General features: G+C 62.8%; 19 protein-coding genes and 1 tRNA gene. 13 read left to right on the top strand and 7 right to left on the bottom strand.

The window, feature by feature from the left end; translation table 11 throughout:
* The first annotated feature begins 99 nt into the window (after nt 1–99).
* Nucleotides 100–2,223 (top strand): prolyl oligopeptidase family serine peptidase, encoded by a 2,124-nt coding sequence (locus JNM03_RS13845; protein ID WP_294037433.1) that lies wholly within the window; start codon nt 100–102, stop codon nt 2,221–2,223.
* Nucleotides 2,224–2,254: 31 nt separating this feature from the next.
* Here the strand turns inward: JNM03_RS13845 and JNM03_RS13840 are convergent.
* Nucleotides 2,255–2,330: transfer RNA gene (locus JNM03_RS13840), tRNA-Lys, on the bottom strand.
* Nucleotides 2,331–2,373: 43 nt separating this feature from the next.
* A complete protein-coding gene (folK, locus tag JNM03_RS13835; RefSeq protein ID WP_294037432.1) occupies nt 2,374–2,895 on the bottom strand; it encodes a 2-amino-4-hydroxy-6-hydroxymethyldihydropteridine diphosphokinase in 522 nt (173 codons plus the stop codon).
* Between the two features lie 23 nt (nt 2,896–2,918).
* Between folK and JNM03_RS13830 the strand changes: the two genes are divergently transcribed.
* Nucleotides 2,919–3,608 (top strand): uracil-DNA glycosylase, encoded by a 690-nt coding sequence (locus tag JNM03_RS13830; protein WP_294037430.1) that lies wholly within the window; start codon nt 2,919–2,921, stop codon nt 3,606–3,608.
* On the opposite strand, the gene JNM03_RS13825 is transcribed toward JNM03_RS13830, so the two are convergent.
* Together JNM03_RS13825 and JNM03_RS13820 are read right to left on the bottom strand one after the other, a co-directional pair.
* Nucleotides 3,569–4,042 carry an RNA pyrophosphohydrolase gene (locus JNM03_RS13825; protein ID WP_294037428.1) on the bottom strand — a complete coding sequence of 158 codons (474 nt, stop codon included), beginning with the start codon at nt 4,040–4,042 and terminating at the stop codon, nt 3,569–3,571. The two genes, JNM03_RS13830 and JNM03_RS13825, sit on opposite strands and share 40 nt — an antisense overlap.
* The gene (locus JNM03_RS13820) at nt 4,039–4,980 is read right to left on the bottom strand and encodes an alpha/beta hydrolase (RefSeq protein WP_294037426.1); all 942 of its coding nucleotides are present in this window, start codon (nt 4,978–4,980) and stop codon (nt 4,039–4,041) included. The genes JNM03_RS13825 and JNM03_RS13820 overlap by 4 nt, the downstream gene beginning before the upstream one ends.
* Before the next feature lie 187 nt (nt 4,981–5,167).
* Between JNM03_RS13820 and JNM03_RS13815 the strand changes: the two genes are divergently transcribed.
* From JNM03_RS13815 to JNM03_RS13785, 7 genes are read left to right on the top strand one after another with little or no spacing between them, the layout of a single operon-like run.
* Complete coding sequence (locus JNM03_RS13815) at nt 5,168–7,030, top strand: 2-oxoacid:acceptor oxidoreductase subunit alpha (RefSeq protein ID WP_294037424.1); 1,863 nt, start codon at nt 5,168–5,170, stop codon at nt 7,028–7,030.
* A complete protein-coding gene (locus JNM03_RS13810) occupies nt 7,027–8,064 on the top strand; it encodes a 2-oxoacid:ferredoxin oxidoreductase subunit beta (protein ID WP_294037423.1) in 1,038 nt (345 codons plus the stop codon). The genes JNM03_RS13815 and JNM03_RS13810 overlap by 4 nt, the downstream gene beginning before the upstream one ends.
* Nucleotides 8,061–8,573, top strand: coding sequence for a hypothetical protein (locus JNM03_RS13805; RefSeq protein WP_294037422.1), 513 nt, complete (start codon nt 8,061–8,063; stop codon nt 8,571–8,573). Before JNM03_RS13810 ends, JNM03_RS13805 begins: the two co-directional genes overlap by 4 nt.
* 17 nt (nt 8,574–8,590) lie before the next feature.
* Nucleotides 8,591–9,541 (top strand): metal-dependent hydrolase, encoded by a 951-nt coding sequence (locus JNM03_RS13800; protein WP_294037421.1) that lies wholly within the window; start codon nt 8,591–8,593, stop codon nt 9,539–9,541.
* Entirely contained in the window at nt 9,538–10,923 is a 1,386-nt protein-coding gene (locus JNM03_RS13795; RefSeq protein ID WP_294037420.1) for a deoxyribodipyrimidine photo-lyase, read from the top strand. Before JNM03_RS13800 ends, JNM03_RS13795 begins: the two co-directional genes overlap by 4 nt.
* A gap of 36 nt (nt 10,924–10,959) precedes the next feature.
* On the top strand, nt 10,960–12,240 hold the full coding sequence (locus tag JNM03_RS13790; protein ID WP_294037418.1) for a cyclopropane-fatty-acyl-phospholipid synthase family protein: 1,281 nt from the start codon (nt 10,960–10,962) through the stop codon (nt 12,238–12,240).
* Between the two features lie 19 nt (nt 12,241–12,259).
* Nucleotides 12,260–13,441 carry a serine hydrolase gene (locus JNM03_RS13785; protein WP_294037417.1) on the top strand — a complete coding sequence of 394 codons (1,182 nt, stop codon included), beginning with the start codon at nt 12,260–12,262 and terminating at the stop codon, nt 13,439–13,441.
* A 3-nt stretch (nt 13,442–13,444) separates the two neighbouring features.
* Here the strand turns inward: JNM03_RS13785 and JNM03_RS13780 are convergent, their stop codons facing one another.
* The 3 genes from JNM03_RS13780 to purF all read right to left on the bottom strand — a co-directional run bounded on the left by JNM03_RS13780 (nt 13,445) and on the right by purF (nt 16,101).
* Nucleotides 13,445–13,843 carry a hypothetical protein gene (locus JNM03_RS13780; RefSeq protein ID WP_294037416.1) on the bottom strand — a complete coding sequence of 133 codons (399 nt, stop codon included), beginning with the start codon at nt 13,841–13,843 and terminating at the stop codon, nt 13,445–13,447.
* Nucleotides 13,844–13,904: 61 nt separating this feature from the next.
* A complete protein-coding gene (locus JNM03_RS13775; RefSeq protein ID WP_294037415.1) occupies nt 13,905–14,639 on the bottom strand; it encodes an SDR family NAD(P)-dependent oxidoreductase in 735 nt (244 codons plus the stop codon).
* 4 nt (nt 14,640–14,643) lie between these two features.
* Nucleotides 14,644–16,101, bottom strand: a complete 1,458-nt coding sequence (purF, locus tag JNM03_RS13770) for an amidophosphoribosyltransferase (protein ID WP_294037414.1) — start codon at nt 16,099–16,101, stop codon at nt 14,644–14,646.
* A 141-nt stretch (nt 16,102–16,242) separates the two neighbouring features.
* On the opposite strand from purF, the gene hisI reads away from it, so the two are divergent.
* The 4 genes from hisI to JNM03_RS13750 all read left to right on the top strand — a co-directional run bounded on the left by hisI (nt 16,243) and on the right by JNM03_RS13750 (nt 19,516).
* A complete protein-coding gene (hisI, locus tag JNM03_RS13765; RefSeq protein ID WP_294037412.1) occupies nt 16,243–16,617 on the top strand; it encodes a phosphoribosyl-AMP cyclohydrolase in 375 nt (124 codons plus the stop codon).
* A complete protein-coding gene (locus tag JNM03_RS13760) occupies nt 16,610–17,152 on the top strand; it encodes a hypothetical protein (RefSeq protein WP_294037411.1) in 543 nt (180 codons plus the stop codon). The genes hisI and JNM03_RS13760 overlap by 8 nt, the downstream gene beginning before the upstream one ends.
* 65 nt (nt 17,153–17,217) lie before the next feature.
* Entirely contained in the window at nt 17,218–17,649 is a 432-nt protein-coding gene (locus JNM03_RS13755) for a MerR family DNA-binding transcriptional regulator (protein WP_294037966.1), read from the top strand.
* A gap of 64 nt (nt 17,650–17,713) precedes the next feature.
* Nucleotides 17,714–19,516, top strand: coding sequence for an acyl-CoA dehydrogenase C-terminal domain-containing protein (locus tag JNM03_RS13750; RefSeq protein ID WP_294037410.1), 1,803 nt, complete (start codon nt 17,714–17,716; stop codon nt 19,514–19,516).
* The last annotated feature ends 17 nt before the right edge of the window (nt 19,517–19,533 follow it).

Genomic DNA, 19,533 nt, shown 5'->3' with positions numbered 1-19,533 from the left:
TTCCATAAGCTTCGGCTGTGAGGATGCATCATGGAAGGGTCGGCTATGGACAGGTTGGCAAACAAGGCGCGGCGGCGGTTTTTGGGTGGAGCGGCAGCAATGGCATTATTATCGACCGGTACCGTGGCGCGCGCCGCCCAAAAAGCGATGGCCACCAAACCGCGATGGCCGCAGGTCACGCCCCCCGTGTCCCCCCGCATTTCGCATGTAATCGAGCAACTTGGCCGCCGGCGAGACGATCTTTACAGCTGGATGAAGTTCGCGCCGGCTGGGGGAGAGCGCACACGCACCAATCTTCCGAAAGCCGTTGCCACGATGCTGACGGGGGAAAATGCCTATGCCGATGCGGTGCTGAAACCGCTCGACGGCATGCGCGCCGAACTGCTCGAAGCGATGCTGGCACGTTCGACGGTCGATGTCGCCGCACCGCCGGTCGAACGAGATGGCTGGATATATTCGTCGCGGATCGCTGCCGCCACGGTTCACGCCGTCTACAGCCGCAGCAGGGTGGGCAGCACACCTGAAATTCTGGTCGACGAGGCAGAGCGCGCGGCCGGCCAACCCTATTTCCGCAGCACCGGACATCAGCCCAGCCTCGATCATCGCTGGTACGTGTGGGCCGAGGATGTGATCGGGAACGATCGCCACCGCATCGTCATCCGCGACAATCGCGACGGCACCATCCGAACGCTCGTCGACAAGGACGCCTATGGATATGGCGGGCTCGTCTTTGCGCCGTCTTCGGAATGGGTGTTCTGGATATGGCGCGATGCGCACAATCGGCCGACCCGGCTCTACCGCACGTCGGTTGACGGCAGGACGACCGAGCTGGTCTATGAAGAAAAGGACCCCGCGATCTTCATGGCGGTGCGCCGGACAGCGGCCGACAGCTTCATTGCGCTGACCTTGTCGGGGCCGGATACTGCCGAGGTCCGCCTGATCCGCGCGGGAAGCGAAGGCGATGCGCCGGCGGTCGTCTGGCCGCGGCGGCCCGGCGTGCGCTACGAGATCGACGAATGGGCGGGCAGCCTGATTGCTGCGACCGACGCCGATGATGCGTTCGACATGAAGCTGCTTCGTCTGGATTCGGAAAGCTTCGCGGTCCGCGACATCCTCGTTCCGCACCGGCCAGGGATACCGATCCTCGCCATGCATCCCTTCGCCGATGCCTTGGTGCGACTGGAACGCATTGACGGGCAGCACAGTGTGGCGATCCTGCGACCGGACGGAAGTGAGCAGCGGGTCGCCTTCGAGGATCCGGCCTACGCCATCGAGATACCGGCCGACCAAGGCTATGCCACGCGGCATGTCCTGATTATCCACCAGTCGCCAAAGTCGCCGCGGCGCTGGATCGAAGTGGGATTGGGGGACGGAAAGCAAAAGATTTTGCAGCAGGAGTCGGTCACCGGCTTCGATTCGGACAATTATGAGGTCGAACGGTTGTTCGCGCCTGCACCGGATGGCGAGATGGTTCCGATCACCTTGTTATCGCGGCGCGGCACGCCAAGGGACGGCCGATCGCCGCTTTTGCAATATGGCTATGGTTCCTATGGCGTGTCGAGCGATCCCGAATTTTCGATCCCTGCGCTGGCGCTGGTCGACCGGGGATGGCGCTATGCGATCGCCCACGTTCGCGGAGGGTCCGAAAAGGGCCGCCAATGGTTCCTTGGCGGCCGCAAGTTCAACAAACGCAACAGCTTCACCGATTTCGTCGCCTGCACCGAATATCTCGAGCGTGAGGGCTACGCTGCAAAGGGGCGTGTCGTCTCCTATGGATTGTCGGCTGGCGGCCTCCTCGTCGGAGCCAGCATGAATCTCGCCCCGACCCTCTGGGCGGGCGTGATCGCGAAGGTGCCCTTCGTCGACATGCTCAATACGATGAGTGACGGCAGCCATCCGTTGGTCCCGCTGTTCCGTCCCGACTGGGGCGACCCGCTCGCCGATCCAAAGGCCTATGACTATATCGCATCGATCTCACCGTACGAGAATGTGCGCGCCGCCGCCTATCCGCCGTTGCTTTGCACCGCCGGGCTCAAGGACGACCGTGTGCCTTATTGGGAGCCGGCAAAGCTGGTCGCAGAGGTCCGGTATCGCTCGACAAGCGGCAATCCGGCGATACTGCGGACCGACATGGACAGCGGCCATCAGGGGAGCGGCGACCTCAAGAGCGAATATGCCGAGAAGGCGCTCTTCTGGAGCTTCGCGATACGCTGCGTCGCTTGAGGCCGTTTTCGACCGGGAAACGGGTGAATCTTGGTGAGCCCTGCTGGGTTCGAACCAGCGACCTACTGATTAAAAGTCAGTTGCTCTACCGACTGAGCTAAGGGCCCATCGCGATGCCGATGGTGCGGCACCCGAAAGTGAGCCGCCGCCCTAGTGCGCCTCGGCGTTCCGGTCAACCGGCTTGGGGCGCACCAGCCGGGCCGCGAGTTGGCGGATCGTTCGGGCGGTCAACGGGTGGCGCCAATCAGGCGCGATCGCGCGCAGGGGGCCGAGCACGAAGGCGCGATCGGCCAGCGCCGGATGCGGAATCGTGAGGCCGGCTTCGCTCCAGGCGCCGCCCGACCATAACAGAATGTCGAGGTCCAGCGTGCGCGCGCTCCAGCGCTGGCCCGTGCGTCGACCGAAATCCGCCTCGATGCCCTGCAGGCGATCGAGCATATCGGGAGGGCTGAGCGGTGAGGCGACGAGTGCCACAGCATTGGCATATTGCCGCCGCGACGGGCCCAGTGGTTCGCTTGCAATGATGGGGCTGGCGTCCACGGGCTCGATATCGTCGCTTTCGAGCGCGGCCAGCGCCGCAAGCAACACCTGCCGCGGGTCGCCATGACGAACATGGCGTCGATTCGACCCCAATCCGATGGCATAAAGCGGCAAGGGCGTTGCGCTGATCATGCGTCGGCGCCTATCGCACGGCGATGGAAATTGGTAGCCCCCTGCCAGGCACCGAACCGCCGCGCGATTGCCCCCGCTGTCCTCGGCTGGTCGCGTTGCGACGCGAATGCCGGATCGAATATCCCGATTGGTGGAACGCGCCGGTCTATACCTTCGGAGACCCGAACGCATGGCTTGCCTTTGCCGGACTGGCGCCCGGAAAGCACGGCGCGAACCGCACGGGGCGGCCATTTACCGGCGATTATGCGGGCGATCTGCTGTTCGCGACACTGGCTGAATTCGGGCTCAGTCGCGACGTATATGATGCCCGCATCGACGACGGTCTGGTGCTCGAGGGCGCGATTATCGTCAACAGCGTCAAATGCCTGCCACCGCAGAACAAGCCGAGCCCGGCCGAAATCGCAAATTGTCGTCCCTTTTTCGAAACGCAGCTTGCCGCTCTGCCGAATGTCGAGGTGATCATCGCGCTTGGGCGGATCGCCCATGATGCGACGGTGCGCGCCGCCGGCGTCCGCCTCGCCGCATGTCCCTTTGCGCACGGTGCGGTGCATCGGTTGCCCGATGGGCGACAATTGATCGATAGCTATCATTGCTCGCGCTACAACACGAACACGGGACGCCTGACACCGGCAATGTTCGCCGACATATTCCGTACCGCGCTCGCGTTGCGCAATCAGACGAGCGGACGAAATTCCTCGACAACCGCGCGGTAGAGCTGCCGCTTGAATGGCACGATCAGTTTTTCCAGATCGTCGAGTTCCACCCAGCGCCATGTCCGGAATTCCTGATGCTCCGTTTCGATATCGACGTCGCTGTCGTCGCCCATGAAACGCATCAGGAACCAGTGCTGCCGCTGTCCGCGATATTTGCCGCCCCACATCTTGCCCATCAGATGATCGGGCAGGTCATAGAAATGCTCGGTACTGCTGCGCGCGATGATCTCGACCAGCCCGCCGTGGATGCCGGTTTCTTCACCGAGTTCGCGGATCGCGGCCTCTTCCGCCTCTTCACCGGGATCGATTCCGCCCTGCGGCATCTGCCAGGCGTCGGCGGATGAATCGAGCCTTTGGCCGACAAATATGCGGCCGTCGCGATTCGCCAGCATCACACCCGCACAGGGGCGGTAGGGAAGATTCTCGTTTGTCATGCAGCCGCTTCGGCGACGATCGCCTTCAGCACCGTCAAGGCGCCGCGGATATCGTCCTTTGCGCTGGGGATTCCCTGCGAGAGGCAGATATAGCCGTGGATCGTCCCCGTCGCCTCGCGATAGGTCGTCGGCACCCCGGCTTCGATCAGTTTGGCGGCATAGGCGCGGCCCTGGTCGCGCAGCGGATCGAGTCCCGCGGTGATCAGCAGCGTCGGGGGCAGGCCTTCCGCCGGGAAGTCGATCGGCGAGGCGCGGCGGTCGGCAGGGTCGGCTGCATAATGATCGCCGAACCATTTCATCCCGTCCTTCGTCAGCAGGCGACCTTCCCCGAAATCGCGGTAGCTTTGCCAGTCGTCATGCGTGGTCACCGCGGGATAGATCGGATGGATCGCAAAGACGGGCTTGGATGCCGGCTCGTCGCGAAGCGCCAGCGCGGTCACGATCGTCAGGTTGCCGCCGGCGCTGTCTCCCGACAGGACGAGCCCCGTACAGGGAAAATTGTCGGCGACCCACCGCGTTGCAGCCTCGCAATCGACCGGGGCGGCGGGAAACGGGTGCTCGGGCGCAAGGCGATAGTCGATCGCAACGACAGGCATGTCGAGGATGCGCGCCGCCTCGGCGCAATAGGGATCGTGCGTATCGAGATCGCCGATCACCCAGCCGCCGCCGTGATAGAAGACCATCACCGGGCCGGGGTCACGGTCTGGCCGGGCATCATAGATCCGGATGGGGATGTCCCCCGCCGGGCCAGGAATGGTGCGATTCTCGACCGACGCGATCTCGCCGCGGGGCACGTCCGCAAGCTGGCCCATGACTCGCATCATCTCGCGGCCCGCCTCGGGGGCCATCTCATCCATCCTGGGGCCTTCCTGCGCGTTGAGGAAGGCAAGAAAGGCGGCCACGTCCGGGCGGGTATAATGGGTTGTGCCGTCGGTCATCCTGTCGGTCCCTTGTCTGTTTTGTGAAGCTTTCTATTCGGCATCGGCGGTCCAAATTCAATCGCGAAATGAAACCGACTGCACGCCTGGACTTTGTGGTACACAATTTTTTCTGAATTGCGGCGCGCGCCTCAGGGGCCTAGGCCCATGCCATAGGTTCGCAAAATCACGAAGGCAGACAGATAAAATGGCGACAGCGGTAGAGGACCGGGCCGACAAGCGGCAGTCCCCCCTTTCCGACGCAGTGGTGGTTCGATTTGCAGGCGATAGCGGCGATGGGATGCAGCTGACCGGTGGTCAGTTCACACTTTCGTCGGCGCTGGCTGGTAACGACTTTGCGACCTTCCCCGATTTTCCCGCTGAAATTCGCGCGCCGCAGGGTACGCTGTTCGGCGTTTCGGCCTTCCAGATCAATTTCGGGTCATCGGCGATCGATACGGCGGGCGATGCGCCCGATGTGCTCGTCGCCATGAACCCCGCCGCCCTCAAGACCAACGTGCCGCAGCTCAAGCAGGGCGGCCTCATCATCGCCGACGAAGGCGAATTCAACGATCGGAACCTCGCCAAGGCGAAATATGACGCGAACCCCCTAGACGACGGCAGCCTCGCAAAATGGCAGCTTTTGAAACTGAACATCAGCCAGCTTACGATGGACGCGGTCAAGCCATTCGGCCTCGGCAACAAGGAAGCGCTGCGCTGCAAGAACATGTGGACGCTGGGGCTGTCGCTCTGGATGTTCGACCGTGATCGCGCTCCACTGATTGAGTGGCTCAACGGCAAGTTCGCGAAGGATCCGAACCTTGCCGCGGCCAACGTCGCCGCACTCAACGCGGGACACGCCTATGGCGAGACGGCCGAACTCGCGGGCCCGTTGAAGCAGCATCATGTCGATCCGGCACCGGCAGATCCCGGGCTTTATCGCACGCTGACCGGTGCAGAGGGCATTGCGCTCGGCCTTGTCGCGGGAACGCAGCTTGCAAAGCTGCCAATGTTCTTCGGCGGCTATCCGATCACGCCGGCATCGGCGATCCTGCACCATCTGTCGCGACTCAAGGAATATGATGTCACGACCTTCCAGGCGGAGGACGAGATCGCCGCGATCTGTTCGGCAATCGGCGCGAGCTATGGTGGTTCGCTCGGCGTCACCAGTTCGTCGGGTCCGGGCATCGCGCTCAAGGGCGAGGCGATGGGCCTCGCGATCATGACCGAACTGCCGCTCGTCATCGTCAACTCGCAACGCGGCGGCCCTTCGACAGGCCTGCCGACCAAGACCGAGCAGTCCGACCTGTATCAGGCTGTCTATGGGCGGAACGGCGACGCGCCGATGCCAGTCGTGGCGGCACGGTCGCCCGGCGATGCCTTTGAATGCGCGATCGAGGCAGTGCGGATCGCGGTACAATATATGACGCCGGTCATGCTGCTGACCGACGGCTATATCGCCAATGCCGCCGAACCGTGGAAGGTTCCCGACCTCGCAAGCTATCAGGCGTTCCCCGTCGAGTTCCTGACCGAGGTGCCCGAAGGTGGTTTCAAGCCTTATGGTCGCGACGAAAATCTGAAGCGCCCCTGGGTCAAGCCCGGCACGCCCGGCCTTCTCCACCGTATTGGCGGGATCGAGAAGGAAATCGACACCGGCCACATCAACTATAATCCCTCGAACCATCAGGCGATGACCGATCTTCGCAAGGAGAAGATCGACGGAATCAAGGTGCCCGACCAGATTGTCGAACTCGGTGCGGAAGGTGGGAAGCTGGCGGTGGTTGGCTGGGGATCGACCTTTGGACCTATTCATCAGGCGGTCCGTCGAAAGCGTGCCGAGGGAAAAGACGTCAGCCACATTCACATCCGCCACATCTGGCCGCTGCCCGCCAATCTTGGCGACCTTCTCAAGAGTTTCGACACCGTGATCGTGCCCGAAATGAACACCGGGCAGTTGAAAACGGTGCTGCGCGACCAGTATCTGGTCGACGCGAAGCCGGTGAACAAAGTGTCGGGACAACCCTTCACCATCGCTGAAATCGAAGCCGCGATCGAAGGGGCCCTGGCATGAACGAGATGACCACCATTGCGCGCACGACGACGCTCAAGGATTGGGAAACCGATCAGGAAGTCCGCTGGTGCCCGGGTTGCGGGGACTATGCGATCCTGAAGGCCGTGCAGCGCACGCTGCCCGAGATTGGCGCCGTACCCGAAAATACCGTGTTCATCAGCGGCATCGGCTGCTCGTCGCGCTTTCCCTATTATATGGAAACTTACGGTTTCCACACGATCCACGGTCGCGCGCCGGCGTTCGCGACGGGGTTGAAGCTCGCCAATCCGAACCTCGACGTGTGGATCATTACTGGCGACGGCGATGGGCTGTCGATCGGCGGAAACCATACGATGCACCTGATCCGTCGCAATCTCGATTGCCAGATCATGCTGTTCAACAATGAGATCTATGGCCTGACCAAGGGGCAATATTCGCCCACCAGCCGCGTCGGTACGACCAGTCCGTCGACACCCTATGGCTCGATCGACCGCCCGGCACAGCCGGCCGCTTTCGCGCTCGGTGCCGGCGCGCGGTTTGTCGCGCGCGGTTTCGATGTGTCGAAAGAACTGCCGAACGTGCTGAAGGCGGCGCACGCCCACAAGGGCGCGGCGTTCATCGAAATTTTCCAGAACTGCATCGTCTATAACAAGGATGTGTTCGAGGATTTTGCCGCGCCCAAAGGCGCCGAAGACCGTCAGTTGTGGCTGAAGCATGGCGAACCGATGCTATTCGCAAAGGGGACCAGGGGGATCGCGCTCGATAGCGACGCACTGACGCTGAAGACGGTCGATGTCGTGGACGGCGACTGGCAGGCCGCAGGCGTGATTGTTCACGACGTCACCAATCGAAGCGTCGCCCATATGCTTGTCGAGATGCGCTTTGGTGCCTTCCCGATGGCACTGGGCGTCCTTTACGACGATCCGCGCCCGACCTTCGAAGCCGATGTCGTCCGCCAGAACAAGGCGGCGAGCGAAGGAAAGACTGCCGATCTCCAGAGCCTGCTCAAGAAGGGCCAAACCTGGACGGTGACCGAGGGCGGCCCCGAACTTTGATGCCGCGAGCGGCGCTCCGCAGCCTGGTTGCGGTGGCGCTGCTCGCTGGTTTGACGGCAGGCGGCAATGCGCCGGCCTTCCGGCTGACGCCACAGGGCGCTTCAGGGCCGGTGATGCTCGCGCTCATCGATATCGGGCGCGGCTACCCCAATGGGGACTGGTACTGCCCACCCGACACCAACGGGGAAGCCGACATCTGTCTTGGTGCCGACATCGTCATCCATCGCGGCGTTATCGAGCGGCGCTATGGCTGGAGCGATAATCTCGACCCGAAGTGGCGGGCGAGCAAGTTCAAGCAGATCGGCGCCCACGCGGTTCGCTGGGTCGAGGGCGGGCGCTGGGTCGCGGTGATCGAGCAGACCGACAAGGATTATTGGTACGTCCAGTGGAAGGCGCCGATCGACCGTGGCCGCTTCTGCCTTCCCGATGCGATGATCGCACATTACAAGCTTCAGGCGCCGCCGGAGCTGCGGCGATCGGAGAGCGGCACGCGTTGTTATAGCGCCTGAGCATACAGGGACATAGCGTGGACAATCTGACACATAGTCTCGTCGGAGCGGTCATCGGCCAGCTCGGGCTCAAGAAGAAAACCGGTCTCGCGATGCCGACGCTGATCATCGCGGCGAACCTGCCCGATATCGATGCAGCCTGCGCGGTCTATGGCATCGAGTCGCTATCGATGCGGCGGGGGATTACGCACGGCCCGATTGCGCTCATCCTGCTTCCGTTACTGCTCTGGGCTTTGATGATCGGCTTCGATCACTGGCAGGAGCGGCGCGGTAAACGCCCCGCTTCGCGCCTGCCGCTCGACAAGGGCTGGCTGCTCGCGCTCGCCTATATCGGCTGCCTCAGCCATCCGGCGCTCGACTGGCTCAACAACTATGGCGTTCGCCTGCTGGAGCCGTTCAGCCATCGCTGGTTCTATGGCGATACGCTGTTCATCATCGACCTGTGGATATGGCTTGCGCTTGGCCTGTCCGTATGGCTGTCGCTTCGCCGCGAGCGAAAGGGGGCGCCAAACTGGCAGCGCCCGGCGTGGAGTGGGTTCGCTCTGGTCTCGGCCTATATTTTCGCCAACGGTCTGATTACCGGCGCCGCGGAACGAACTGCCACCGCGGCGTTGCTTGCCAGCGGCCATCCGAATCCGCTTGTCGTTGCCAGCCCTCCGCCGTTGGCGTTCTGGACCCGCGACGTCTTCTGGCGCGCGGACGGGCGTTACGGCAGCGGCAGCTTTACGCCCGGTATCGGCGGAAATCTCGATATCGATGGAAAGCCGACGGGAATGGACGAACTTCGCCTGGCCCGGGCCAAATCGGACCCTGCCGTCCAGGCATTCCTGTTCTGGGCGCGCATGCCGGTCGCCAGGTCGGAGCATGGCGAGATCGTGCTGCGCGATCAGCGCTATATGCAACCCCTGGCGCGAGATCGTTTTACCGTTCGTATGAAGGCGCCCGACACAGCAAGCCGCGCGGAATGAAGTCGCCGACGATCGTCTGGTTTCGTCGCGACCTGCGTCTATCGGACCAGGCCGCGCTTGCCGCCGCCGCAGCGGACGGACCCGTCGTGCCGGTGTACATTCTTGACGACGAGACACCGCGACACCGGAGCATGGGCGCCGCATCGCGCTGGTGGCTTCATCACAGCCTGGCAAGCCTCGACGCGGACCTTCGCGAAAAGGGCGCGCGGTTGATCTTGCGCCGCGGCAAGTGCGAGGAGCAGCTGATCCAAATCGCCGCCGAAACGGGCGCCACGCGCGTGCACGCGCTTCATCACTATGAACCTTGGTGGCGCAATGCCGAGCGCGCCGTGGCCAGGCGACTTGAGCTTGTTTGCCACGACGGGAATTACCTCGCGCCGCCCGGTTCGGTGACGACTGGGGGTGGCGCGCTCTACAAGATCTACACACCGTTCTGGCGCGCGCTCAAGGAACGGATGCCTCCGCCCGTACCGATGCCCGCACCCGACATGATCGCCGCGCCATCGCAATGGCCTGCGTCCGAGAGGCTGGCCGATTGGGCCTTGCTTCCGTCTCAGCCCGATTGGGCGGGCGGGCTTGCCGCGGAATGGACGCCGGGCGAGGCGGGAGCGCGGGCTCGTGCCGCGGACTTCGCGGATGAAGCCGCCGATTATGATCGTCGCCGCAACCTGCCGTCCGAAGAAGGCAGTTCGCGCTTGTCGCCACATCTTCACTTTGGCGAAGTATCGCCCGCCGAGATCTGGCGCAGGGTAGCGAGAGCCGGTGGCTCGGTGGACGTATTTCTCGGCGAAGTTGGATGGCGCGATTATGCGCAGACCGTCATTCTGCAATTTCCTGACTATGGATCGCGCAGCGCGCGCGGCGCGTTCGAACGGTTCCCGTGGCGGACCGGACCTCAGGCCGATCGCGATCTGGGGGCATGGCAACATGGGCAAACCGGCTATCCCATTGTCGATGCCGGGATGCGCCAGCTCTGGGCGACAGGCTGGATGCACAACCGTGTTCGGATGCTTGCCGCAAGTTTTCTGGTCAAGCATCTGCTGATCGACTGGCGTCGTGGCGAGCAATGGTTCTGGGACACGCTCGTCGACGCGGATTACGGTAACAACGCCGTCAACTGGCAATGGGTCGCGGGAACCGGCGTCGACAGCAACATGTTTCCGCGTATCATGGCGCCGCTGACACAATCGGAGAAGTTCGCGGCCGCCACCTATATTCGCGCGTGGGTACCCGAACTTGCACATCTTGACAGCCGCGCGATCCACGACCCGGACGAGGCCGGCCAGCGCCCGGCAAGCTATCCGCCGAAAATCATTGGCCATAGCGAAGCACGGGCGCGAGCGCTTGCGGCCTATGACGTCATGAAGGCTCACGACATCTGATTGTCACAAGCGGCGATTTGCGGCAGAAAGATCCGGATGAACCAGCATGTCAGTTCTCGCCGCGGCAAAGCGTTGTTACGCGCGGACCGGGCTTTCCGGTCGGGCGGAGGCCTGGCGCGGCTGCTGGCGCGGGCTCCCGCAAGCTATTTCCACCGACAGCTCGACAGGATCGACAGTGGCTTGGTCTATGGCACGCTGGAGGGGCATTTGCCTGACGGCAGCCTGCGTATCCTGGGCGGGCGGGGCAAGGGACCGACGGCCGTCGTTCACCTGAACAGCTGGGCCGCGCTCGTCCGGCTTGCGCTGTCGGGATCGGTCGGCTGGTACAGGGCGTGGGAGGCGGGCGAATGGTCGTCGCCCGATCCGGTCCCGTTGTTCGATCTGTTCATGCGCAACGGCGAAACACTGGGCAACGCCGGTCGATCGCGCGGTCCGCTACACTGGTTCAATCGCCTGTCGCACTTCCTCAACCGCAACAGTCGCGCTGGCGCCCGCCGGAACATTCACGCGCACTATGATCTCGGCAACGATTTCTATCGGCTGTGGCTCGATGTTGGGATGAACTATTCCAGCGCGCTGTTTGCGGATCCCGCGCTGTCGATCGAGGACGCGCAGACGGCAAAGATCGATGCGATCCTCGACCGGCTGGACCTTCGCTCGGGAAGCCGTTTGCTCGAGATCGGCTGCGGTTGGGGGGCGCTTGCCGAACGGGCGGTCGAGCGCCACGATGTGCTGTATACCGGCATAACCCTGTCGCCCGCTCAGGCGGAGGTTGCGGCGGGGCGTTTGCAGGCGATCGACCTTTCGGGCCGTTCGCGTGTCGAGATTTGCGATTATCGTGACGCGCGCGGACCCTATGACGCGATTGCGAGCGTCGAAATGGTCGAGGCGGTGGGACAAGCCTATTGGCCGGCCTATCTCGACGCGATCGCGGGCCTGCTGCGGCCCGGTGGCCGTGCGGCGATCCAGTATATCCTGATCAACGACGCGCTCTTCGAACGATATGCCGCGAGCACGGACTTTATTCAGGCATATATTTTCCCCGGCGGCTGCCTGATTTCCGAGAGCCGCTTTCGCGCACTGGCCGAAGCACGGGGGCTTGAGTGGCACGATGTGCGGTATTTCAGCGGCTGCTACGCCGAAACGCTGCGCCAGTGGCGAGAGCGTTTCGACGCCGCAGTCGCTGCCGGACAGCTTCCGGCGGGTTTCGACGATCGCTTCGTACGTTTGTGGCGCTATTATCTTCAATATTGCGAGGGGGGCTTTCGTGGCGGCGGGATCAATGTCGCGCAGGTGACGCTTGAAAAGACGGCCTGAAGGCTGAAGGAGAGGGGTTTTGCGACGATTTTTGACGGCAGCGCTGCTGTGCGCGTTCATGGGAGCGACCGTTCCTGCCTCGGCCCATGCCACCGATGCGGCGACCACCGACAATCAACCAAAGGATCTGAATGTGCTGTTTTGGAGCCAGGACCAGCGTGACGCCGCTTTCCGCACGATGGAGACGGTTCCGAAAGTCGTCGTGCACACGATCGGGGCAGGCGGGAGCGTCTATCCGCTGCCGACGGGCGAACCAATCGATCTTGGCCTCGACGTCGAGGCATATATGGCGAGCCAGCGCAACGCCGGGCTGATCATCATTCAGGACGGCAAGATCCGATTGGAGAAATACGCGCTTGGCTATGGTGCCGCCGGTCGCTGGACGAGCTTTTCGGTCGCGAAGAGCTTTACGTCGACGCTGGTCGGCGCGGCGGTCAAGGACGGCTATATCAAGAGCCTCGACGATAAGGTGACGGCCTATATTCCGGGGCTCAAAGGGTCCGCATATGATGACGTCAGCGTGCGCCAGTTGCTGACGATGACGTCGGGCGTCAAATGGAATGAGGATTATACCGATCCGAAATCCGACGTCGCGCAGTTCAACCTGCAACAGCCTGTCGCGGGGGAAGACATAACGGTCAGCTATATGAAGACCTTGCCGCGTGAAGCGCCGGCGGGATCGAAATGGGTCTATAAAACCGGCGAAACCAACCTGATCGGCGTGCTGGTATCCAGCGCGACCGGCAAGACGCTGTCTGCCTATCTTTCGGAAAAGGTCTGGAAGCCGTTCGGCATGGAGCAGGACGCGGTATGGATGCTCGGGCCAACGGGGCATGAGATCAGCGGGTGCTGTATGTCGGCCAGCCTCAGGGACTATGCGCGGTTCGGACAGTTCATGCTGAATGGCGGAGTCGCCGGCGGGCACAAGGTGGTGCCTGACGACTGGCTGTCGTCGGCCACGGTCAAACAGGCCGATATCGACCTTCCGGGTCGCGGCTATGGATATCAGTGGTGGACGAACGACGACGGCAGCTTTGCCGCGCAGGGCATATTCGGGCAGGGGATTTTCATCGATCCCGCGCGCAAACTGGTTATCGCGTCGAACGGAAATTGGCCGACGGCTACCGACCCCGAAGGTGTCGGCAAGGCACGTGAGGCTTTTTACAAGGCCGTGCAATCCGCCGTGGACAAGGGGAAATAGGGGCTAGGCCGTGGGGGCGGCAGGCGCGGACGCCGCGGCGCGCTGTGCCGTCCAGGCGGCGACAATCGGAATGACAACGCCAAGCGCGATCATCCACCATGTGTCGGCGAGCGTAAGGGCGCGATAGACGCCGGCGCCGATGACGGCGCCCGCGACGATCCAGCCCGCGCCGTCGCCGCGCGAAATCCGCATCGCGAGCCAGCTTCCGCCAAAGGTGCCGACGAACCAACCGACGAGCAGCGCGATCGTCGAACCGATGGGGACAAGAACCTCCCCGGTTTCGAGATCATAGACATCGGGCGACAATTCGCTGCCGGCATATTGCGCCAGCAAGACCAGCGCGAATGCGACGAAGATACCGATCGCCGCCGCAACTGCCGATCGCAGGAGATTGCTGTTCATTCCAATGCCTTTGCGAAAGCGGGATTATGCCCGCGTTTGGCACAGAGTTGCAAAGAACGGGTTAAGCGGGAGCCATCACCTTGGGGAGGGCGTGGAAGTCGGTGCTGTCGAAGCCCTCGACCATCAACTTTGCGACGAAATCGCCGACCGCTTCGGGATCCTTGATACTTTGCGGATCTTCGCCGGGATAGGCGCGCGCGCGCATCTGGGTACGGGTGCCCCCGGGGTCGAGAATGGCGGTGCGCAGATTCGAAATATTGCGCATTTCCGCGCCATAGCTCGACACCAGCACCTCGAAGGCGGCTTTCGACGCCGCATAGGCTCCCCAATAGGCGCGGGGAGTCCGTGCCACGCTGCTGGTCAGCGCGAGCAGGCGGCCGTTGGCGGCGCGGCGCAGCAACGGATCGAAATTGGCGATCAGCGCTTGCTGCGCGATCAGGTTGAGCGTCAGCAGGCGATTGAATTCCTTGCCGTCGATAGCCGCAACGGGGGTCAGCGTGCCGAGCATGGCTGCGTTGAGCACCAGCATGTCCAGCTTTTGCCAGCGCTCCGCCATCGCGCTGGCCAGTCGCGCGATGCTGTCGCCATCGGTGAGGTCGAGCGGCGCGATCGTCGCGCTGCCGCCGGAATTGTGGATGCGATCCTCGAGTTCTTCCAGGCCGCCGGCGGTACGCGCCGTGATCACGACGTGGGCGCCGCGCGCGGCAATCGCTTCGGCCACAGCCGCTCCGATGCCGCGACTGGCCCCCGTGACCAGCGCAACCTGCCCGGCCAACTCTTCAGATCTAATCGTCATGTCGTCAGACAACCCGCTCGGCTAGCATTGAAAACTGATCGTCGACGCTATTCTCGTCGAAATCGGTCAGCGTCGTTGGATAATCGCCCGTAAAGCAGGCATCGCAATATTGCGGCGCCCGATCGTTGCGATCAGCTTCGCCCAGCGCGCGATACAGGCCGTCGATCGTAAGGAAGGCAAGGCTGTCGGCATTGATGAAATTCGCCATCTGGCCAACCGTCATCTGTGCGGCGAGCAGTTTCGCCCGTTCGGGCGTATCGACGCCATAGAAGCAGCTGTGCGAGGTCGGGGGACTCGCGATACGCATATGGACTTCGGCCGCCCCCGCATCGCGCATCATCTGTACGATCTTGAGGCTGGTGGTGCCGCGGACGATCGAATCATCGATCAGGATGATGCGCTTGCCCGCGATCAGGGCGCGGTTGGCGTTATGCTTCAGCTTGACGCCGAGGTGGCGGACCTTGTCGCCGGGCTGGATGAAGGTGCGTCCGACATAGTGGGACCGGATGATTCCCAATTCGAAGGGAATGCCTGACTCCTGCGCATAGCCCAGCGCGGCGGGCGTTCCCGAATCGGGTACCGGAATGACAAGGTCGGCATCGACGGGGTTTTCGCGCGCGAGTTCGGCACCGATCGCCTTGCGCACCGAATAGACGCTGGTGCCCTCGACGATCGAATCGGGGCGTGAGAAATAGACATATTCGAAGATGCACGGCCGCGCCGCGCGCTCTCCGAAAGGCCGGTGCGACGTTAGTTCGCCGTCGCGAATGATGACGAGTTCACCAGGATCGACCGAGCGCACGAAGTCGGCGCCAACGACGTCGAGCGCGACCGTCTCCGACGCCAGGATATACGCATCGGCCAGCTTGCCGATGACGAGCGGCCGAATGCCAAGCGGATCGCGGCATCCGATCATCCCCTCGGCGGTGAGGCAAATCAGCGAGTAGGCCCCTTCGACCTGCTTCAGCGCATCGATGAAGCGATCGAGCAATGTGCGATAATTGGATGTCGCAACCAGATGGATGATGACTTCCGTATCGCTTGTCGACTGAAAGATCGATCCGCGGCGGACGAGAGCCTTCTTGAGGGCCGCCGCGTTGGAAATGTTGCCGTTATGCGCGACTGCAAAGCCGCCTGTCGACAGGTCGGCGAACAGCGGCTGGACGTTGCGAAGCGCGGTTTCTCCCGTGGTCGAATAACGGACATGGCCGATCGACGAGGGACCCGCGAGCTGGCGCATGATGTCGTCGCGGTCGAAATTGCCTGCGACGTGGCCCATCGCGCGGTGAGTGTGAAAATCGCGGCCATCGAAGGCCGTGATGCCGGCGGCTTCCTGCCCGCGATGTTGCAGGGCATGCAGCCCCAGCGCCACAACTGCGGCGGCGCTTTCCGCGCCGCAAATACCAAAAACGCCGCACTCCTCGCGGAGCTTGTCGTCGTCGAAAGGATGGGTCGTCAGCATGTCGGTCCAGCATGGAGGGGCTTTGACTGCCGCGCATATAGGGAGGCTTGTTCGAAATGTCGCCCCCATAATCATGCTATCGACACAAGCGCCGGCCAGATGGGGTGGCAGCGGCTCGCATCCTGCTCTAAAGCGCCGCCTATGGACCAGAATCGCGATGAAACCGACCGCTTCCTCCCGCGCTTCGATGCCGCCGGTCTGATCACAGCCATTGTCGTCGATGCGAATACCGCCAGCCTGTTGATGGTTGCGCATATGAACGAAGAGGCGATCGGGCAGACGCGGGCTACGGGGCAGGCGCATTTCTGGTCGCGGTCACGGCAATCGCTTTGGCGAAAAGGGGAAAGCTCGGGCAACGAGCTGACGCTGGTCGAGATGCGCGTCGATTGCGATCAGGACGCCGTGCTGCTCCGCGTCACGCCGTCGGGACCAGCGTGCCATACCGGGCGGCGCTCCTGCTTTTACCGTCGGGTCGAAGCCGACGGGTCGCTGACGTTCCTCGACGACGATGCCTGAAATCCGCGCAGCGCTGCCCTCGCTACTCTGCCTTGTGCTGCTCTCGGCATGTCAACGCCCGGCTTCGCAGGAGGCCAGGGGCATCGACGCTGACAATCCGCTTGAGATGACCGCGCGCGAGCGCGGCGTCGTGCGCCCCGAAACGGCAACGCCGACCGGGGTGTTCGAGCGCAGCCACGATCTGGGTCGCGACGCCATGTGTGCGGTGCCCGACGGCGTCGGTCGGTGGCGCTTTGCGCTTACCGCATCATACGGCCGCGGGCTGTCGTGCATGGCGAGCGGTACGATCGTGCGCGACGGAGACGGATGGCGAATGCGGTTTGCCGGTGCGGAAGGCTGCGAAACGCTGGTTCATGAGGAAGAGGACGAACTGCGCCTCCCGGGCAGCCTGCCGTCGCAATGCGACAATCTCTGCCCCGCGCGGGCCTCGCTTTCCGGCTTGTTCCTGCCGCGCGCAAGCTGGAGTGAGGCGGATGCGAAACGCTTGCAGATGGCGGATAAACGAGGCAATGTCTTCCGGCCCTGCGCGACATGACGCTGGCGACGTCCCAAAATCCCGCCAGCCTTGACGTTCACGTCAACGGAAACTATTCTCGCGCCATGACCGAAGAATACGGCCACGCCCACATCGACACGCCCGATCACCTCGGTCGCGACCAGTTCAGCATCACCGATCTTTCGACCGAATTCGGCGTGACGGCTCGCGCGCTTCGTTTCTATGAGGACGAAGGGTTAATCAGCCCTTCGCGCAAAGGTTTGTCGCGTATTTATTCAAAGCGCGATCGTGCGCGGCTGGCGTGGATTCTGCGCGCAAAGCGCACGGGTTTCAGTCTTGCCGATATTCGGGAGATGATCGACCTTTACGACGTTGGCGATGGCCGCAAGCTGCAACGCCAGGTAACAGTCGAAAAATGTCAGCAACGCATCAGCCTGCTCCAGCGCCAGCGTGATGACATCGACAGCGCGGTTGATGAATTGACGCGCTTCATCGATATGGTGAGAAAAGTCGACGCCGGCCAGAAAGTGCGCTGAGCCCTGACGTCAGGCCTCCCCGGGCGAAACATTTGCCAACTCCAGCTTTCCGGAAAGAAGAGTCATGCCCGTTTACCGTGCCCCCGTTCAAGACACGCTGTTCCTGATCAACGATGTTCTCGGGATTGAACGCTATGCCGATTTGCCGGGTTTCGGCAATGCTTCGCCCGACATGATCGAGGCGGTGCTTGGCGAGGCCGGAAAATTCTGTGAGGAAGTTCTGTTTCCGATCAATCTTTCGGGCGATCACGAGGGCTGCACGCGGCACGACGACGGGTCGGTGACGACCCCGGCAGGCTTCAAGGAAGCCTATAAATCATACTGCGAAGCCGGCTGGACGCTGTTGACGCAGCCGGAGGAGTTCGGCGGGCAGGGCCTGCCGCATGTCATCGGTTTCCCGGTCGAGGAATATCGTATGGCCGCGAACCAGGCGTTCGCCATGTATCCCGGACTGACGCAGGCCGCGGTCGCGGCGATCCTCGTCAAGGGCTCTGACGAGCAAAAGGCGACCTATGCGCCTCGGATGATCTCGGGCGAGTGGGGCGGAACCATGAACCTGACCGAGCCGCACTGCGGCACCGATCTTGGCCTGATCCGGACCCGGGCGGTGCCGAACGCGGACGGCAGCCACGCGATCACCGGGACCAAGATCTTCATCTCGTCGGGCGAGCATGACCTTACCGATAACATCATCCACCTCGTCCTTGCCAAGACGCCCGATGCGCCGGACAGCGTAAAGGGCATTTCGCTCTTCATCGTTCCGAAGTTTCTCGTCAACGAGGATGGCTCGCTCGGCGATCGCAACGCGCTGAGCTGTGGATCGATCGAACACAAGATGGGCATCCACGCCAATTCGACGTGCGTGATGAACTATGACGGGGCGAAGGGCTGGATGGTCGGCGAGGAGAACAAGGGGCTCGCCGCAATGTTCGTGATGATGAACGCGGCGCGCCTGGGTGTCGGGATCCAGGGGCTGGGTCAGGCCGACATCGCGTTTCAGAACGCCGTGCAATATGCCCAGGACCGCCGACAGGGACGCGCGCTGACCGGTCCCAAGGATCCCGAAGAAAAGGCCGATCCGCTGTTCGTCCACCCCGACGTTCGCCGCATGCTGATGGACGGCAAGGCGGTGGTCGAGGGCTTGCGCGCGCTTTGCCTGTGGGGTGCGTTGCAGGTCGATCTTGCGCATGTCGCAAAGACGGAAGAGGAGCGTCAGCGCGCCGACGATCTCGTCAGCCTGCTCACTCCCGTGATCAAGGGCTATGGTACCGACAAGGGGTATGAGGTCGCGACCAACGCGCAACAGGTGTTCGGCGGTCATGGCTACATCGAAGAACAGGGCATGTCGCAATATGTTCGCGACGCCCGAATCACGATGATCTATGAAGGCGCGAATGGTGTGCAGGCGATGGATCTCGTCGGCCGCAAGCTCGCACAGAACGGCGGCCGCGCGATCCAGGCCTTCTTCGCGATCATCGACGAGGAATGCGCCAGCGCGAAGGCGGACGAAGCGCTTGCCGACTTTGCCGGCCGCCTTGAAAAGGCGAATGGCGAGCTCAAGGCTGCGACAATGTGGTTCATGCAGAATGGCATGGCGAACCCCAATAACATCGGGGCCGGCGCCCATCATTACATGCATATCATGGGCATCGTTGCGCTCGGTTCGATGTGGCTCATGATGGCCGAAGCCGCGAAGAGGGCGCTCGCCGAGGGGCGTGGCAACAAGGCTTTCCTCGAAGCGAAGATCGTCACCGCGCGCCACTTCGGCGAGCGATTCTTTCCCGACGCCGGTGCGCTTCGTCGCAAGATCGAAGCGGGTAGCGAGGCGATGATGGCGCTGACGCCGGAGCAGTTCTTCGCCGCTTGATCCGCGCCCTTGCAACC

Source organism: Sphingopyxis sp., from assembly GCF_016793825.1.
Classification (GTDB): Bacteria; Pseudomonadota; Alphaproteobacteria; order Sphingomonadales; family Sphingomonadaceae; genus Sphingopyxis.
Note: the sequence above shows the minus strand (reverse complement) of the source record. Positions and strands in the feature narration are given on the sequence as shown.

What these genes read in the sequence shown, in the direction of transcription:
- JNM03_RS13810 (WP_294037423.1), top strand. Translation starts at nt 7,027, where the DNA reads ATGAACGAGATGACCACCATTGCGCGCACGACGACGCTCAAGGATTGG.
- JNM03_RS13760 (WP_294037411.1), top strand. Translation starts at nt 16,610, where the DNA reads ATGCCTGAAATCCGCGCAGCGCTGCCCTCGCTACTCTGCCTTGTGCTG.
- JNM03_RS13795 (WP_294037420.1), top strand. Translation starts at nt 9,538, where the DNA reads ATGAAGTCGCCGACGATCGTCTGGTTTCGTCGCGACCTGCGTCTATCG.
- JNM03_RS13775 (WP_294037415.1), bottom strand. Translation starts at nt 14,639, where the DNA reads ATGACGATTAGATCTGAAGAGTTGGCCGGGCAGGTTGCGCTGGTCACG.
- JNM03_RS13780 (WP_294037416.1), bottom strand. Translation starts at nt 13,843, where the DNA reads ATGAACAGCAATCTCCTGCGATCGGCAGTTGCGGCGGCGATCGGTATC.
- JNM03_RS13830 (WP_294037430.1), top strand. Translation starts at nt 2,919, where the DNA reads ATGGAAATTGGTAGCCCCCTGCCAGGCACCGAACCGCCGCGCGATTGC.
- JNM03_RS13820 (WP_294037426.1), bottom strand. Translation starts at nt 4,980, where the DNA reads ATGACCGACGGCACAACCCATTATACCCGCCCGGACGTGGCCGCCTTT.
- JNM03_RS13815 (WP_294037424.1), top strand. Translation starts at nt 5,168, where the DNA reads ATGGCGACAGCGGTAGAGGACCGGGCCGACAAGCGGCAGTCCCCCCTT.
- hisI (WP_294037412.1), top strand. Translation starts at nt 16,243, where the DNA reads ATGGACCAGAATCGCGATGAAACCGACCGCTTCCTCCCGCGCTTCGAT.
- folK (WP_294037432.1), bottom strand. Translation starts at nt 2,895, where the DNA reads ATGATCAGCGCAACGCCCTTGCCGCTTTATGCCATCGGATTGGGGTCG.
- JNM03_RS13790 (WP_294037418.1), top strand. Translation starts at nt 10,960, where the DNA reads ATGAACCAGCATGTCAGTTCTCGCCGCGGCAAAGCGTTGTTACGCGCG.
- JNM03_RS13845 (WP_294037433.1), top strand. Translation starts at nt 100, where the DNA reads ATGGCATTATTATCGACCGGTACCGTGGCGCGCGCCGCCCAAAAAGCG.
- purF (WP_294037414.1), bottom strand. Translation starts at nt 16,101, where the DNA reads ATGCTGACGACCCATCCTTTCGACGACGACAAGCTCCGCGAGGAGTGC.
- JNM03_RS13755 (WP_294037966.1), top strand. Translation starts at nt 17,218, where the DNA reads ATGACCGAAGAATACGGCCACGCCCACATCGACACGCCCGATCACCTC.
- JNM03_RS13750 (WP_294037410.1), top strand. Translation starts at nt 17,714, where the DNA reads ATGCCCGTTTACCGTGCCCCCGTTCAAGACACGCTGTTCCTGATCAAC.
- JNM03_RS13825 (WP_294037428.1), bottom strand. Translation starts at nt 4,042, where the DNA reads ATGACAAACGAGAATCTTCCCTACCGCCCCTGTGCGGGTGTGATGCTG.